This window comes from Streptococcus infantis (genome assembly GCF_000960085.1).
Lineage (GTDB): Bacteria > Bacillota > Bacilli > Lactobacillales > Streptococcaceae > Streptococcus > Streptococcus infantis_C.
The window spans coordinates 1-15331 of record NZ_JYGT01000001.1 but is presented as its reverse complement, the minus strand read 5'-3'; the positions used below and the strand labels follow the sequence as shown (position 1 = coordinate 15331).

Below are 15331 nucleotides of genomic sequence, written 5' to 3'. Positions count from 1 at the left end.
GTTCAGTACTATAACCTTCAGTTATAGTGCCCTGCACATTGGTTCGTCTTGTTCAGTTTTCAAAGGTCTTTGTCGCGCTTGCGACAACTATATTAGTATATCACAGTCAGTTTTCTCTGTCAACAGGTTTTTTTAACTTTTTTTATATCCTATTCCCATCAACCGCGATACACCCATAGTCCGTACGGGATTCGAACCCGTGTTACCGCCGTGAAAAGGCGGTGTCTTAACCCCTTGACCAACGGACCTTGAGTTTTTCAACTCTTTCTATTATACCTACTTTTTGGCGCTTGTCAAGAACTTGAGATTATTTTTTTCTGATATTTTTTTATTAAATCTTAATCTTTAATTTTAAATAGTAGTCTTCCTAGACCGAAAAGCACTATAAGGGGAGTAAAAAGGGGAACAAACCCAGAGGCCAACATTTTAAGATAAAGAAAAAAGCCCACTGTTGTAGGCTTTTTGTAAAACAAATCTTAAAATTAAAGCATTTTGTTGTAGAATTCAACGATAAGTGCTTCGTTGATTTCTGGGTTGATTTCATCGCGTTCTGGCAAACGAGTCAATGAACCTTCCAATTTATCAGCGTCGAATGATACGAATGCTGGACGTCCAAGAGTTGCTTCAACAGCTTCAAGGATTGCTGGAACTTTCAATGATTTTTCGCGAACTGAGATCACTTGACCTGGAGTTACACGGTATGATGGGATATCAACGCGTTTTCCGTCAACAAGGATGTGACCGTGGTTTACGAATTGACGAGCTTGACGACGAGTAGTCGCAAGACCAAGACGGTAAACAACGTTATCCAAACGACGTTCCAAAAGAAGCATGAAGTTGAAACCAAGGATTCCGCCTTTGATTTTTGTAGCTTCTACGAACAAGTTACGGAATTGTTTTTCACCAACACCGTAAGTGAAACGAAGTTTTTGTTTTTCAGCCAATTGCAAACCGTATTCTGACAATTTAGAACGGTTGTTTGGTCCGTGTTGTCCTGGTACGTAGTTACGACGTGCCAATTCTTTACCTGTACCTGTAAGTGAAAGGCCAAGGCGACGAGCTTGTTTCCAAGATGGTCCTGTATAACGTGACATGTGAATGTCCTCCTGATATAAATAATATTTCGGTGGAAATAGTCACTTAGAAAGCCCTGATTCGTGCAGATGCCCTTCGCCTAAACAGCCAAGGTTACTTATCATAAGACACCTGTTGACGAGCTTCATGCTTTCCTGCTGCTATTTCACACAAAGACTATTATATCATGAATTATTGAATTTGTAAAGGGGAGTTAAGCTTTATTTTCACTACCAGAAAGGTTGAGAAGGAGGGTAAAGGTGCTTCCTAGGCCGTACTGGCTGGTAACTGTGATTTCTCCACCTAATTGATGGGCTAATTCACGCGCAATCGCAAGACCTAATCCATGACCACCTGTTTTCATATTACGCGAAGTTTCAACACGATAAAGGCGTTTGAAAATATTCTCTAAATCCTCTGTGGCAATGCCCTGTCCCTCATCGGTCACACTGATTGAAAGCTGATGCTTCTCCAGTTTAGCTACCACTTCCAGCTTGGTTCCTGGAGCAGAGTATTTAAAAGCGTTATTAACCAGATTAACCAAGATACGAGAAAGCTTGGCATAATCTCCTTCAAACCGGGCAGACTCTGGAATCACTTGCAAGTGGACATCTCTCTCCTCCTGCTCAATCAAAAATTGAAATTCACTCATGCACTCAATCAAAAGCTGATCCAGAAAAATGCTGTCTTTTCCAGTCGTCTTCTCCTGATTTCTAGCTGTATTTAGGCTCAAAAAATTCAACTCTTCAACCAGTTTATTAAGCCGTTCTGTCTGGCGTCCAATGGTTGCTAGATAATGGGCTTGTTCTCCTTCCTTGATAACCCCGTCCAAAATCCCTTCTACCGTCGCTTGGATCGAAGTGATGGGGGTCTTGATATCATGCGACAACTGGGCAATCATCAAGCCCTTTTCTCGTTCGCTTTCTTCCAAGGAATCAAAGGTCGCCTGTAAATCATGTGACATTTCATTGAAAGCTTGTCCTAACTGCTGAAATTCCACAGGCCCTTTAACCTCAAAATTTGAAGGAAAATCCTTGTCCGCTACTCGCTTGGCATGTTCCTTCAGTTTACCCAATGAAGTAAAGACCGGTGATAGGAGATAGAGACTAATCCCAGCACCAACAAAACTTGCCATGAGAGTCATTCCCACTAGGAAATAAATCTCTCTTTCGTCAATTAACATTCGCTGGACCGCCCAAAAAACTACGATAATCGTTAAGAGTGTTGAAATGATATAACCCACTAGAATATAACTTTTTAATTTCATTGACTACCTCGTGCTTTCTCAATTTTATAGCCCAAGCCCCAAACGGTTTTGATGGTGGGCGTTTCTGCACTGGCATATTTAGCCAACTCCTGCCTCAATGCATGAATATGAACATTCAAGGTATTGGTATCATCCACATAGTCTTCTTGCCAAACCTTTTCATAGAGATCTGTCTTAGAGAAAACCCGCTTTGGATTGCTGGCTAAAAGCCATAAAAGCTCGAAGGATTTGACTGTTAGATCAAGCGATACACCTCCGATAGAAACCTCATGACTACCGTGATTCATCCGTAAATCCCCGAGACTGACGACTTCTGTCTCACCTCCACGATGAAGGCGACGCAAGATATTGTGGACACGTAAAACCAACTCACGAGGGCTAAATGGCTTGGCAATAAAGTCGTCTGCCCCCAAGCTTAGTCCATAAATCTTGTCTTGCTCACTGGTCTTAGCCGTGATAAAGAGAAAAGGCTGATCTGGAGAATGATACTGAACCTCACTAATCAAATCATAGCCATCCATCCGAGGCATCATGATATCTGTAATAATCAAATCAATCGGTTTTCGCTTGAAGATTTCTAAAGCCTCTACTCCATCATGGGCCACCAAAACCTGATATCCTGCCTGAACCAGATAGCGTTGATGAATATCTGTGATTTCTACCTCGTCGTCAACGAGTAAAATGGTCTTTCCCATCTGTCTCTCCTTTGAAAAAACAGTGCTATACCACAATAGTATAACACTATTTTAATCGCTTTACGAACATTCTAATCGCTATCTGGATTTTTCAAATCCTAGATAGAAAGTCTGTAGCCAGACTAGTCATTTTCCTCTCTTTTAGCTTTTAAACCGAGGCCACCTAACAGTCCGGCCAAGGCGAGTCCAAAGAATCCAAGAGTAGTCATTGAGGTTTGGGCTTCACCGGTATATGGAAGCATGCCTTTTGGTTCTTTCATTTGATCAGCCATCATTGGACTTGATACCTTATTATTAGATGCCATCTTGCCTTCATCAGACATCTTGCTTGAGGCTGCTGGAGCTTGGTCTTGCTTCATACTTGGAGTTGCCATTAGCTGTCTAACATTCATGGTTTTGTCTCGCTCTTTGTTAGGCATCATCTTATCCTGGCTAGCAGCTGGCATTTGAGCTTTCATATTAGAAGCACCTTGATGACTATTCATCATTGGAGTCAGCATAGCTGAACCATTAGAAGATGGAACGAAATCTGACTGCATCGGAATAAGAGACTGATGTCCATTCAAGTTCACTGTCAAATCCTTAGTCGCTACCAGATTTGTCAAATCGGCCTTGCCATCTTTTGCACCGTACACTTTAATAGTAGCTTTATAGCTTTGAGTGCCGTTTTGTTTTAACAAGTCAAGCAGCTCTTTGTCAGATTTGCCTTGAGTACCTGCCAAGTCCACTTCATAGAAGTAAAGGCCTTTGCCTAATTTTTCTACTGGTGGAAGGGCGGGATTTTTGGCTGAGCCATTATCTGACCATGGAGTCTTGTCTGATGCCTTCAGAATCAAACGAGTCAACATACCGTCACCGGCGAAGAATTCGTATGGAATGACTCGGTTGACACCGGCTGTGAATGGACCTGGGAAGTTGGCTTTATCCAAGTATGTAGCTGGGACGTCTACCGTGTCTTTAGTGTTGTCGGCTACACCTTTTTGTACTTCAACTGGAGTGGTCAAGCCGTTCAAGTTGACATCCAAATTTTTAGTCGCTACGAGGTTGCTTAAATCGACCTTACCATCTTTCGCACCATACACTTTAATAGTAGCTTTATAGCTTTGAGTGCCGTTTTGTTTCAAGAGGTCAAGAAGGTCTTTATCTGATTTACCTTGAGTGCCAGCCAAATCCACTTCATAGAAGTAAAGGCCTTTGCCCAATTTCTCTACTGGTGGGAGAGCAGGATTTTTAGCCGAGCCATTGTCTGACCACGGAGCCTTGTCAGAAGCTTTCAAGATAAGGCGAGTCAACATACCGTCACCAGCAAAGAATTCATATGGAATGACTTGGTTGACACCGGCGGTGAATGGACCTGGGTAATTGGCCTTGTCCAAGTAAGAAGCTGGAACATCTACTGTGTCTTTAGTGTTGTCGGCTACACCTTTTTGTACTTCAACTGGAGTGGTCAAGCCGTTCAAGTTGACATCCAAATTTTTAGTCGCTACGAGGTTGCTTAAATCGGCCTTGCCATCTTTCGCACCGTACACTTTAATAGTAGCTTGATAGCTTTGCGTACCATTTTGTTTCAAGAGGTCAAGAAGGTCTTTATCTGATTTACCTTGAGTGCCAGCCAAATCCACTTCATAGAAGTAGAGACCTTTGCCTAATTTTTCTACTGGTGGGAGGGCAGGATTTTTAGCTGAACCATTGTCTGACCATGGAGCCTTGTCTGATGCCTTCAGAATCAAACGAGTCAACATACCGTCACCAGCAAAGAATTCGTATGGAATGACTTGGTTAACACCGGCTGTGAATGGACCTGGGAAGTTAGCCTTGTCCAAGTAAGTAGCTGGGACATCTACTGTGTCTTTGGTATTGTCGGCCACACCTTTTTGAACTTCAGCTGGAGTGGTTGCTGGTTGAGCTTCACTTGCCTCACGGTCTTGTCCAGAGACTACAGGAGCAGAATTTGTTGCAGGTTTAACCGTATCTTCTGTTTGTTTCTTAGATTCTGGTTTTGCTTGCACTTCTTCTTTGGGAACTACTACTTGGTCTTTATCAGCTACATCCGCTTTTTCTGGAGAGCTTGTAGAATCCAAGCTTACTTTAGGTACTGAATCTGCCTGTTCTGAAGGAAGAGCTACATCGACTGCTTTTTTTAGAGCCTCTGCTGGTAAGTCGCTCTTTTCACTCACCGAATCTGCATCTGGCACGACTTGAGCAGTGGTCGGATTGACCACATCAGCACGCGCAGAACTTGGTTGTCCGACCAGGACAAAGAAGCCACTAGCTACAACAACTGAAGCAACACCGACACTGAGACGGCGAATAGACCAACGAGTATATCTCTGATTTGGATTGAATTTCATAGGATTCTCCTTAGAGTTTTCTTTTTTTGATGACTCTAGTATAATCTCCTGAAATTAAAAAGGATTAAGAAAAAGTTAAAATTTTTCTTAAATCCCTCTTATAAAATACTTATATTGACTCAATAATCTTTTTCTTCTACTCATTGAGGTTTGCAAGATTATCTAAGTATTGGTTATTAATAATAGCCATGATAGAGGTATCAGACTGTAAAAGGTCTTCCGGTCCGAATTGAACATCTAGTGGAGCATTCTCGTATTTACGAAAACCGAGTATATTGAGATTATAGCGTCCTCTAAGATTTAATTGGCTAAGACTCTGACCTACCCAAGATGCAGGGATTTTCATCTCAACAATGGAGACATTCTTATCCAACTGAAAGACGTCTACGCTATTATGAAAGAGAATCGTTTGTGCTAATGAACGACCCATTTCATACTCTGGCGAAATAACAGAGTCTGCACCGATTTTTTCAAGTACTTTTTTTGCTGTATGACTTTTGACCTTAGCAATAACAGTTGGTACTCCCAAATCCTTGCAATGCATAACCGCAAGAACACTAGACTCCAAGTTTTCACCAGTTGCGACCACAACCGTATCACAGGTATCAATCCCGGCTGATAACAAGAGTTCTTCATCTGTGATATCTCCAACAACACCGCGAACTAAAACAGGTTCAAATTGATTGATAAGTTCCTCATGGTCGTCAATAGCTATGATATTGATATCATGCTTGGCAAGCGCTGCGAGAACACTGCTCCCAAAAATTCCTAAACCTAAAATTCCGATTGTCCGATCTGACATAGTTTATCCTTTCCTATCCTATGGTAATATCTGCTTTCATATAGTGGATCATATCTTTCTTATCTGGTTGATACTCAGCCAAACTAACTAATAGCGTCAGTGGCCCAATTCGTCCGATAAACATCAGTAGCATGATAATGCTAAGAGCTAATCTGCCTAACTCTGGTGTCAAATTTGCAGTTACTCCGACCGTAGCAAGGGCAGAAATTGTTTCAAACATGATGTAGATAAAGCGCGGATTTCCTTCTGCGGTTACCCCTAACAGAATCAAGCCCAGCAAGAAAGTTATCAAGAAGATAATAAAGACACTGAATGATTTTTGGACTGTCCGAGGTAAAATTGTTCTCCGAGCTACATTGGCATGGGGTAATCCTAAAAGTTCACTGCGTGCAAATACTAATAATACAAAGAAGGTTGTGATTTTAAGCCCCCCAGCTGTTCCACCAGGCGCCCCACCGAGAAACATTTGTAAGATATAAATCATCAAAGTAACAGGCCGAGCCTGGGTGTAATCAATAGAAGCAAAACCTGCCGTTCTCATACTAACTGTTTGGAAAAAACTGACTAGCAATTTATCAGGGATGCTGAGATTGCCAATCGTTCCCGGATTGTTCCACTCTATCAAGAGGGTTGAAACTGTTCCAGTAAATAAAATTCCAGCTGTCAAGAAGAGAACCAACTTGGTATGGAAGCGAAGCCGACGTTTTTTCTTGCTCAACTGCGTGGCCAGGTCAAACCAAACCATGAACCCTAGACCGCCTGTGATGATCAAAGCAGCAAGCACTAGATTAATCAAAGGATCAGTTTGAAAAGCTACTAAACTTGTACTTCCAAAATTATCAAAACCAGCATTACAGAAAGCTGAAATAGCTACGAAGATAGAGGTAAAAATTCCTCGGCCCCAACCAAATTCCGGAACAAAACGAAAACTTAACAGGAAGGCTCCGAGTCCTTCAACGATAAAAGTCGTCAAGAAAATCGAACGTATGAAAACCATTAAAGAATGAGTTTCTCCATAACTAAAGCTCTCCAGAATTGTTTCACGGCTACGAAGACTTAGCTTTTGCTTACTTTGAATATAAAAGACCCCTATAAAGGTCATGAGACCCAAACCACCAATCTGGATCAAAAACATACAGATTAACTGACCCCAGATGTTATATGTAGTAGCTACTGGTTGAGTAAAGAGTCCCGTCACACAGACCATGGATACTGCTGTAAAGAGATGGTCGAAATAGGTCGCTTGGGAGCTTGTTGCTTGCACAAATGGCAGACTCAAAAGGAGAGAGCCTGCGAAAATAACCAAAGCAAAACTTAAAAAAATTCGACGAGCAGGTGATAAACGTCCCAAGGTCGTGTTTATTTTTTCCGAAAATGATTTGAATAACATAGTTACATTGTACCATAAAAACAATTAAAGCAGTCACATATGACTAACGATTTCAAGACAGAGTTCTAAGGCCTTGTCAAAAGCTTCTGAACCCCAATCGCGGCTATCATAATTTTCTAAATCCGCTAGAGAGTCGGCTGTAAATAGAAGTTGTCCCCAAACGACTCCTCGAAGCTGGGCAACTGCTGCAAGAGCTGCACACTCCATCTCCACAACTGCACAGCCTTCTTCCTTACGATAGGCAACTTTTTCAGCCGTTTCTCGGTAAAAACCATCTGTCGACCAAGTCATGACCTCCTCGTAAGGAATGCCTAGTTGTTCCAAGACTTGCTCAATGGCAGAGATAGCCTCAATCTGCATCTCCATATAACGAGAAGGCGCTACATAGTGGTAGCTGGCCCCCTCATCTCGCAGAGCGCGAACAGGGACGAGAAAGGCATTTTCCTCTATATCGGCTAGGACTCCACAAGTACCAGTGGAAATGATTTGCTCCACACCATAGCCAATCAACCAATCCATAAACTGGGCCGCTGGAGCGGAACCGACAGGCGCTTGGGCAAGACACACTTTTTCACCTTTGTAGTCCATGACATAAACCGGGTAGGTCTTAGTGGCAGAAACAAACTCCCCTACGCAATCTGCTTCTACTTCCTGAGCATAGCGGTCAATCTCTTCTTCCAAAAATGCATAGATGCACTTCTTTGGTAACTGTAAATCCAAGCCTTCGTGATTCGGCATGATGACTGCCTGAGGATTATCGTCAAACTCTAAAATAGGAATAGCATGTTTTTGAATCATAGAATACCTCCTCTAAATTTTTACTATTATAACAAAAGCCAAACGAAAGTCAAGACGGGAGGCTAAGTCAAATCATAAAAAACCTACCTTAAGTAGGAAACAACAATTAAATGCTTTTTCCTCTACTAACAAAATTGCTAAAACTTAGGAATTAGTTTATAATAGATTGAATTTGAAAAAGGGAGGTTCTTATGAAATTCTATTCATACGACTATGTTCTAAGCCAAATCAGTCAACAGGATTGGGTCATGATTATTGTGTCGACGCTCTTAGTGATTGTGACTGGATTCTTTGCATTTAAGGCTTTCAAAGATAAAAGAGGGAGTAAGTTCCGTGAATTATCGCTCATTTCTATTTTGACGTTAATTGCTTTTGTATTGATTAGCATTACGAATCTTCAAAACAACCAATCCAATGATAATCAATTTCGTAGTTCCTTGCACTTCATCGAAATTGTATCAAAAGAGTTAGGTGTTGATAAGAAAAATGTTTATGTCAACACATCAGCAGTGACTGATGGGGCGATTATTAAGGTTGGCAACAATTTTTATCGTGCCATTAGCGGGACTGACCAAGATAGCTATTTATTAGAAAAAATGGAACTCTATAAATCAGATGTTGAACTCGTGGAGGTTGAAAAATGATAAGCTTTTTTGCTACGATTGCAATTAAATTAGCCTTGGGGCTACTTTCTCTTGTTTTTGTTATTAACGTAACAGGTAAAGGAAATTTAGCACCAAGTTCTGCAGTAGATCAAATCCAGAACTTTGTTCTCGGGGGTATTATCGGTGGGGTTATCTACAATAGTTCTATCACCATCATCCAATACATTGTTATCCTTATCATCTGGACTATTCTCATCCTGCTCCTTAAATGGTTGAATACCAATATTTCCTTTTTCAAACACTTAATTGACGGGAAACCAACTATTATCATAAAAAATGGAACATTAGATCCTGAAGCCTGTCGTTCAAAAGGTCTAGCTGCAGCTGATGTTGCTCTGAAATTGCGCGCTCAAGGAATTTTCCAATTGAAGGATGTCAAGAGAGCTGTGATTGAGCAAAACGGACAGCTGATTGTCGTAAGAATGGGTGACGAAAATCCTAAGTACCCAGTGATTACAGATGGTGTTGTCCAAGTTGAAATCTTAGAAACCATTGGCAAATCCGAGGAATGGCTAACTGAGAAATTGAAAGAAAAAGGTTTCGAAGAAGTCTCAAATATCTTTATCGCTGAATATGATAAAGGTCAATTGAATGTTGTAACCTATTAAAAAAATAAACTGATGCTTTTCGTATCAGTTTTTTGCTTTTTAGTATAAAAGGGTATATACTTAAATTAATATCTAATGTAATTTAGATAATACAAAAAATTAACGGAGGTATCCCCCATGTCAATCGAAGAAAAATTCAACCAAGCTAAAGGTTCTGTTAAAGAAGGTTTTGGTAAACTAACTGGCGATACAAAAACTCAAGCAGAAGGAGCTGCAGAAAAGGTAGCTTCAAAAGCTAAAGAAGTTGCTGAAGATGCAAAAGAAGCTGTCGAAGGCGCAGTATCTGGTGTTAAAAACATCTTTAAAAAAGACGGAGAATAACTCTTTCTCGTCCTAACAACAATAAAAATCTCCCTTCTCTTTCGAGAAAGGAGATTTTTATTTTATGGACGTCCATCAGGAGCGGGACCTCCAGGGCCACCATTTCCTTGAGGACCACCACCAGGTGCTCCTCCGCCACCAGGCATAGAATTGACGATTTCAGTTTGTTTTTCACCATTGAGATAGATATCTCCACCTGTGTAGGTCGCTGTTCCGTCAAAGTCAAATCCTGTTTGACCAGTCATTTTAATAGTCCCGCCAGTAACTGTAATGTTTCCATTTGAGTCAATTGGATCTGTGTCCCCTTGGCCAACTTCAACTGTCAAATTCCCACCATTCATAGTAAAGAAGATTTCGCTTTGTTGGGCGTTTTTGTTAGCTGCATTAACACCATCATCTGTCGCGTAAATAGTAATGTCCCCACCGTTAATAGTGATTGACTTACCTTCAAGCCCTTCTGTAGAATTCTTAACAGTGTAGGTACCACTATCGATAACCAAATCACCTGATGCATGGATACCATCATCACCGGCAGTAACAGTAATAGTATTGTCAGAGAGATACATGGTTCCAACAGATGTATCGTCATCATTGTCTACCTTGACGCCGTCCTCCTTGGCATCGACGGTCATGGTTGTGCCAGTAATGTTAAGTTCATCATTGACATTAAAGGCATCTCCGACTGCTGTGATGTTGTAGGTTCCACCTGTTATGTGAAGCGTATCATTGGTCTTGATACCGTTATTTTTCTTGCCATCTACATTGAGAGCTCCTTTACCATTGATGGTCAAGTCCACTTTAGAGAAGAGGGTAGCATCTGCCTTGTCATCACTGTTTGAAGCTGAATCTGACAGGCTATTTGTGGTACCATCTGCTAGAGTGAGGTAGACATGGCCAGCTGATGTTGCAGAAATTGCTGCATTGGTGTTGGTCATAGTGACACCATTTAGAACGATGTGTACGTCATCTGAACTTCCAGCTTCAATCTTGATTTGAACTCCGTCGGATTGACCAGAAATTACATAAGTTCCTGACTTAGAGATTGTAACGGTAGAACCTGATACGGCTACTCCATCACCTGATACCGTCGCCGTTGATCCTGACAGAGTTACTGTTGCTGCTGTTTTTTCATCATAAGAAGTATCATAGTCCTTATCTGTAAAGTAACTAGATGTTTTCTTATTAGTAGTTACTGTTGTCGTTGCAGTACTATTGCTAGCTGTTGTATTTGAGGTTGACTGGGTACATGCTGTTACCAGTGCTAGAGTTGTTATACTTGTTAATAGGAATGTCCATTTTTTTGCTTTCATACTCATTTCCTCGTCTTTCATTTACATGATCCTAGTCTACGGGAGTTTCCTAAAAGAAGCCTAAATTTTTTCTGAAAGTTTTCTTAAGTTTAGTTTCAATTAAGTTAAATTTAACAATAGTTTTAGATAAACTCCTTAAAATCGTATACAAGCAAGTTCATCCTTGTTTAAAAATAGTATAAGTGAAGATTAGAGGAGAAAGATTTATGAAACCAATCGAAACAACTTTCAAACGGATTGAAACCAAATATGTTGTCTCAAAAGAAATTTTAGACAAACTCATCCAAGATTTAAAGGAGTATTTGGTAGAAGACGACTACCACATTTCAACCATTTCAAATATTTACTTTGATACAGATAACTTTGATGTCCTTCAAGAGGATCATCTAGGCAACAAGCGTAAAGAAAAAGTGCGGATGCGAACTTATCTTAGTAATCCTAAAGTAGATAGTCAAGTATTTTTAGAAATCAAGACCAAGGACCAAGAAGGAGTTGGGCGCAAGTACCGATTGCTATCAACTCCTAGCTCCATCATAAATTTTATGACCAAGGGACGATTAGATTCTACTATTACCGACAAAGTCGTCATTGAAAAGGTTAAAAAACTTCATCAGGATTACAAGCAAGCCATCAAGCCTCGCATGTATATCTACTACGATCGTTATTCTTTGAAGGAAAAGAAATACATTGAGGGATACGATTATAATAAAATCCGTGTCACGATTGACCAGAATCTAGTCTATAGAGATGAAAATGTCAGTCTTTTCGCTGGAAACCATGGAGATGCTTTACTAGATAACGATACTGTAATTATGGAGATTAAGGCTCCTGGAAACAAACCCCAGTGGTTACAAGACATCCTAGACAAGTATGGTTTGATGGAGCACAAATTTTCAAAATATAGTTGTGCTTACCACAAATCTCAAGGGCTTCCTTATGCGCCACGACCCAGTTTAGAAAGATCAGGTACCGCTTATGCTTAATCTATTTAACTCAATTTTCAACAACGCCACTGCCAGTGCAGACCCCTTCCAACTACTGCTGGCACTTCTAGTCAGTCTAGTCCTCGGTTTAGCACTTACTTGGACCTACAAATATCGGACCCTCTACACCAGAGAATTTGCTATCAGCTTGACTCTGCTTCCCTGCCTTATGACCTTGGTTATTTTTCTGGTCAATGGAAGCTTGGGAACTTCAATTGCTGTAGCAGGAACTTTTAGTTTGATTCGTTTCCGTTCTGCAACTAGTGGTTCAAGAGAACTGATTGCAATTTTCCTAGCCATGATTATCGGCCTAGCTTGTGGGACAGGTTATCTCTTTCTGGCAATTCTCTTCACGCTCTTTATCTTGGGCGTTTGGTTCCTTCTGGAACATCAACAGGTCAAAACTGACAATCAACGTCGTAGACTTTTGACAATCACGGTAGACAATCAAGAGAAGATACAGGAAGCTATCCAATCAGCTCTGGATCAATTCTGCTCAGAAATTGACATGATCACAATCAATAGTACAAATACAGGTGATAACCTAACAATCGTCTATGAAGTCGAGCTCAAATCTGATACCGACGACTTCCAAATGACTAGCTATCTGACACAACAGATCGAGAAATGTGACGTCGCTTTGACTAAGAAAGCTAAAAAGAGAAAAAATCTCTAGCAAAAAAGAACAGCATTTTGCTGTTCTTTTATTTTTCTTCTTTGACTGGAATTTCTTTGATAACTCGTGCTGGATTGCCTGCTAGAACTACATTGTCACCAAAAGATTTAGTAATGACAGCTCCTGCTCCTGCAACAACATTATCACCTAGTGTAACGCCTGGAAGAACAATAACCCCACCTCCTGCCCAGAAGTTTTTACCAATCGTGATTGGTTTTCCAAATTCTAAACCTGAATTTCGTTCTTCTGGATCTAGAGGATGAAGAGGTGTCAAAAATTGGCAGTTAGGACCAATCATTGCATTGTCGCCAATGATAATAGGACAAACATCCAACATGGTCAGATTCCAATTGGAATAAAAATTTTCTCCCAAATGAATATTGACACCATAATCCACCACCAAACGAGTATTGACATAGAGATTTTCACCAGTTGAGCCAAACCATCCTTTGATGATTTCCATACCTTTTACTGAATCGACTTCTGCATTAAAAGCTGCTTGCTTTTTTCGTGCTTTTTGTGCTAGAGCACGAAGTTCTGGATCGAACGGGTGATAAGGTTCTCCCGCAATCATTTTTTGGTATTCACTTTTCATAGTTTAGCGTCCTTGTTTGTTTTACAAGATTGTAGCATAGTTCTATCCTTAAGACAAGTAGCAAAGAGATTAAAAAAACTAGTACATCTTTGGATGTACTAGTTTTTAAGTAGAAAGTTGACTATTTCTTTTCTGTAAAAATCAGATTAGTCTTCTTTCTTTTTACGAGCGATAAGTCCAAATCCACTCAAGACACCTACTAAACCAAGGGCAGCAAGGCTAGCATTTTCCTTAGTACCTGTATTTGGCAATTGGTTAGTTGTCCAAACGACCTCTTCAGTTACTGGGGCTGGTTTTTCTTGAACTGGTGTTGGCACTGGATCTGGTGTTGGTACTGGATCTGGTGTTGGCACTGGATCTGGCGTTGGCACTGGATCTGGCGTTGGCACTGGATCTGGCGTTGGCACTGGATCTGGCGTTGGCACTGGATCTGGCGTTGGCACTGGATCTGGCGTTGGCACTGGATCTGGCGTTGGCACTGGATCTGGCGTTGGCACTGGATCTGGTGTTGGTACTGGATCTGGTGTTGGTACTTTCTCATAAACGTGCTCTGTATCACCGTTTGGAAGTTTCTTAGTCTCTACGAAGCGGTAACCTGGAATATCTCTATTAGGATTTTCACCGTCTTCGATTGGATATCCTGGAATCTCGTTACCTTCCTTATCCTTATGACTTGTCTTCACTTTTTCATAGACATGTTCAGTGTCACCATTAGGCAATTTCTTAGTTTCAACGAAACGGTAACCTGGGATCTCAGCTTTAGGTTGTTCACCATCCTCTGTTGGATATCCTGGGATTGCTTTTCCTTCTTTATCTACGAATGTAGTAACAGGAATTACAGTTGGTGTGTACGTTGCAGAAGCTTTAGTACCATTCATATCTTCACGAACAACTGTCACTGATGGAGCAGATCCAGTAAATTCTGGTTCTGGTTTAAAGGTTACAGTTCCGTCAGGAGCTACTGTATACGTACCTACACCTGGAATAGTCTTAGTTGTTGAACCATCGTCAAATGTAGCTGGAACATCATCATTCATAGGAACACGGCTATCGCCTTCCTTGAATATTGGTTTACCAGATTGCTCTTGACCTTTTGGACCAATTGTTGTTGCCGGTTCACCTGTAGGAGTTACTGGTGTTACTGTTGGTGTGTACTTACCTGTTACTGGTGTACCATTCTTATCTACACGTTTAACAGTCACACCTGTTCCTGTTCCGATGAATGATTTCTCTGGTACGAAGGTTACACTTCCATCTGGAGCTACTGTGTAGGTTCCTTCGCCTGGAATTGTTTTCGTTGTTGAACCATCTTCGAATGTAGCTGGCGTATCATCATCCATTGGAACTACTGGATCACCTTCTGTAAACTTAGGCTTACCTGTTTGAGTTTGCCCTTGTTTATCAATTGAAGTTACTTCTTCAGCTGTAGGAGTTACCGGAGTTACTGTTGGTGTGTACTTACCTGTTACTGGTGTACCATTCTTATCTACACGCTTAACTGTTACGCCTGTTCCTGTTCCGATGAATGATTTCTCTGGTACGAAGGTTACACTTCCATCTGGGGCTACTGTATAAGTACCTTCGCCTGGAATTGTTTTCGTTGTTGAACCATCTTCGAATGTTGCTGGCGTATCATCATCCATTGGAACTACTGGATCACCTTCTGTAAACTTAGGCTTACCTGTTTGAGTTTGCCCTTGTTTATCTTTTGAAGTTACTTCTTCAGCTGTAGGAGTTACCGGAGTTACTGTTGGTGTGTACTTACCTGTTACTGGTGTACCATTCTTATCTACACG

15 protein-coding genes and 1 tRNA gene are annotated in these 15331 nt (G+C 41.0%); 5 read left to right on the top strand and 11 right to left on the bottom strand.

Going from position 1 to position 15331, the window contains the following annotated elements:
• Nucleotides 1-176: 176 nt before the first annotated feature.
• The 8 genes from TZ94_RS00080 to TZ94_RS00045 form a co-directional block, all read right to left on the bottom strand.
• Nucleotides 177-248, bottom strand: a tRNA-Glu gene (locus TZ94_RS00080).
• Nucleotides 249-482: 234 nt separating this feature from the next.
• Nucleotides 483-1094, bottom strand: a complete 612-nt coding sequence (rpsD, locus tag TZ94_RS00075; RefSeq protein ID WP_006144803.1) for a 30S ribosomal protein S4 — start codon at nt 1092-1094, stop codon at nt 483-485.
• Between the two features lie 194 nt (nt 1095-1288).
• A complete protein-coding gene (locus TZ94_RS00070) occupies nt 1289-2341 on the bottom strand; it encodes a sensor histidine kinase (protein ID WP_045613078.1) in 1053 nt (350 codons plus the stop codon).
• Complete coding sequence (locus tag TZ94_RS00065; RefSeq protein ID WP_045613077.1) at nt 2338-3036, bottom strand: response regulator transcription factor; 699 nt, start codon at nt 3034-3036, stop codon at nt 2338-2340. Before TZ94_RS00065 ends, TZ94_RS00070 begins: the two co-directional genes overlap by 4 nt.
• 122 nt (nt 3037-3158) lie before the next feature.
• Complete coding sequence (locus tag TZ94_RS00060) at nt 3159-5387, bottom strand: YSIRK signal domain/LPXTG anchor domain surface protein (protein WP_045613075.1); 2229 nt, start codon at nt 5385-5387, stop codon at nt 3159-3161.
• Between the two features lie 136 nt (nt 5388-5523).
• Nucleotides 5524-6189 (bottom strand): potassium channel family protein, encoded by a 666-nt coding sequence (locus TZ94_RS00055; protein ID WP_045613074.1) that lies wholly within the window; start codon nt 6187-6189, stop codon nt 5524-5526.
• A gap of 13 nt (nt 6190-6202) precedes the next feature.
• Nucleotides 6203-7579: a TrkH family potassium uptake protein gene (locus TZ94_RS00050; RefSeq protein ID WP_045613072.1), complete on the bottom strand. Its 1377-nt coding sequence runs from the start codon at nt 7577-7579 to the stop codon at nt 6203-6205.
• 33 nt (nt 7580-7612) lie between these two features.
• Nucleotides 7613-8377, bottom strand: a complete 765-nt coding sequence (locus TZ94_RS00045; RefSeq protein WP_045613070.1) for a nucleoside phosphorylase — start codon at nt 8375-8377, stop codon at nt 7613-7615.
• A 191-nt stretch (nt 8378-8568) separates the two neighbouring features.
• On the opposite strand from TZ94_RS00045, the gene TZ94_RS00040 reads away from it, so the two are divergent.
• The 3 genes from TZ94_RS00040 (at nt 8569) to TZ94_RS00030 (ending at nt 9971) form a co-directional block, all read left to right on the top strand.
• On the top strand, nt 8569-9021 hold the full coding sequence (locus TZ94_RS00040) for a DUF3290 family protein (RefSeq protein ID WP_006154032.1): 453 nt from the start codon (nt 8569-8571) through the stop codon (nt 9019-9021).
• Nucleotides 9018-9650: a DUF421 domain-containing protein gene (locus TZ94_RS00035; RefSeq protein ID WP_045613067.1), complete on the top strand. Its 633-nt coding sequence runs from the start codon at nt 9018-9020 to the stop codon at nt 9648-9650. Before TZ94_RS00040 ends, TZ94_RS00035 begins: the two co-directional genes overlap by 4 nt.
• Before the next feature lie 117 nt (nt 9651-9767).
• Nucleotides 9768-9971, top strand: coding sequence for a CsbD family protein (locus TZ94_RS00030; protein ID WP_000020982.1), 204 nt, complete (start codon nt 9768-9770; stop codon nt 9969-9971).
• A gap of 62 nt (nt 9972-10033) precedes the next feature.
• Here TZ94_RS00030 and TZ94_RS00025 read toward each other — a convergent pair whose 3' ends face one another.
• Entirely contained in the window at nt 10034-11281 is a 1248-nt protein-coding gene (locus tag TZ94_RS00025; RefSeq protein WP_045613064.1) for a carbohydrate-binding domain-containing protein, read from the bottom strand.
• Nucleotides 11282-11487: 206 nt separating this feature from the next.
• On the opposite strand from TZ94_RS00025, the gene TZ94_RS00020 reads away from it, so the two are divergent.
• Complete coding sequence (locus TZ94_RS00020; RefSeq protein WP_045613062.1) at nt 11488-12264, top strand: polyphosphate polymerase domain-containing protein; 777 nt, start codon at nt 11488-11490, stop codon at nt 12262-12264.
• Nucleotides 12257-12940 carry a DUF4956 domain-containing protein gene (locus tag TZ94_RS00015; RefSeq protein ID WP_045613060.1) on the top strand — a complete coding sequence of 228 codons (684 nt, stop codon included), beginning with the start codon at nt 12257-12259 and terminating at the stop codon, nt 12938-12940. Before TZ94_RS00020 ends, TZ94_RS00015 begins: the two co-directional genes overlap by 8 nt.
• 28 nt (nt 12941-12968) lie before the next feature.
• Here the strand turns inward: TZ94_RS00015 and TZ94_RS00010 are convergent, their stop codons facing one another.
• Nucleotides 12969-13535: a sugar O-acetyltransferase gene (locus TZ94_RS00010; RefSeq protein WP_045613059.1), complete on the bottom strand. Its 567-nt coding sequence runs from the start codon at nt 13533-13535 to the stop codon at nt 12969-12971.
• A gap of 146 nt (nt 13536-13681) precedes the next feature.
• The coding region (locus tag TZ94_RS00005) for an LPXTG cell wall anchor domain-containing protein (protein ID WP_045613055.1) at nt 13682-15331 on the bottom strand (1650 nt) is incomplete at its 5' end.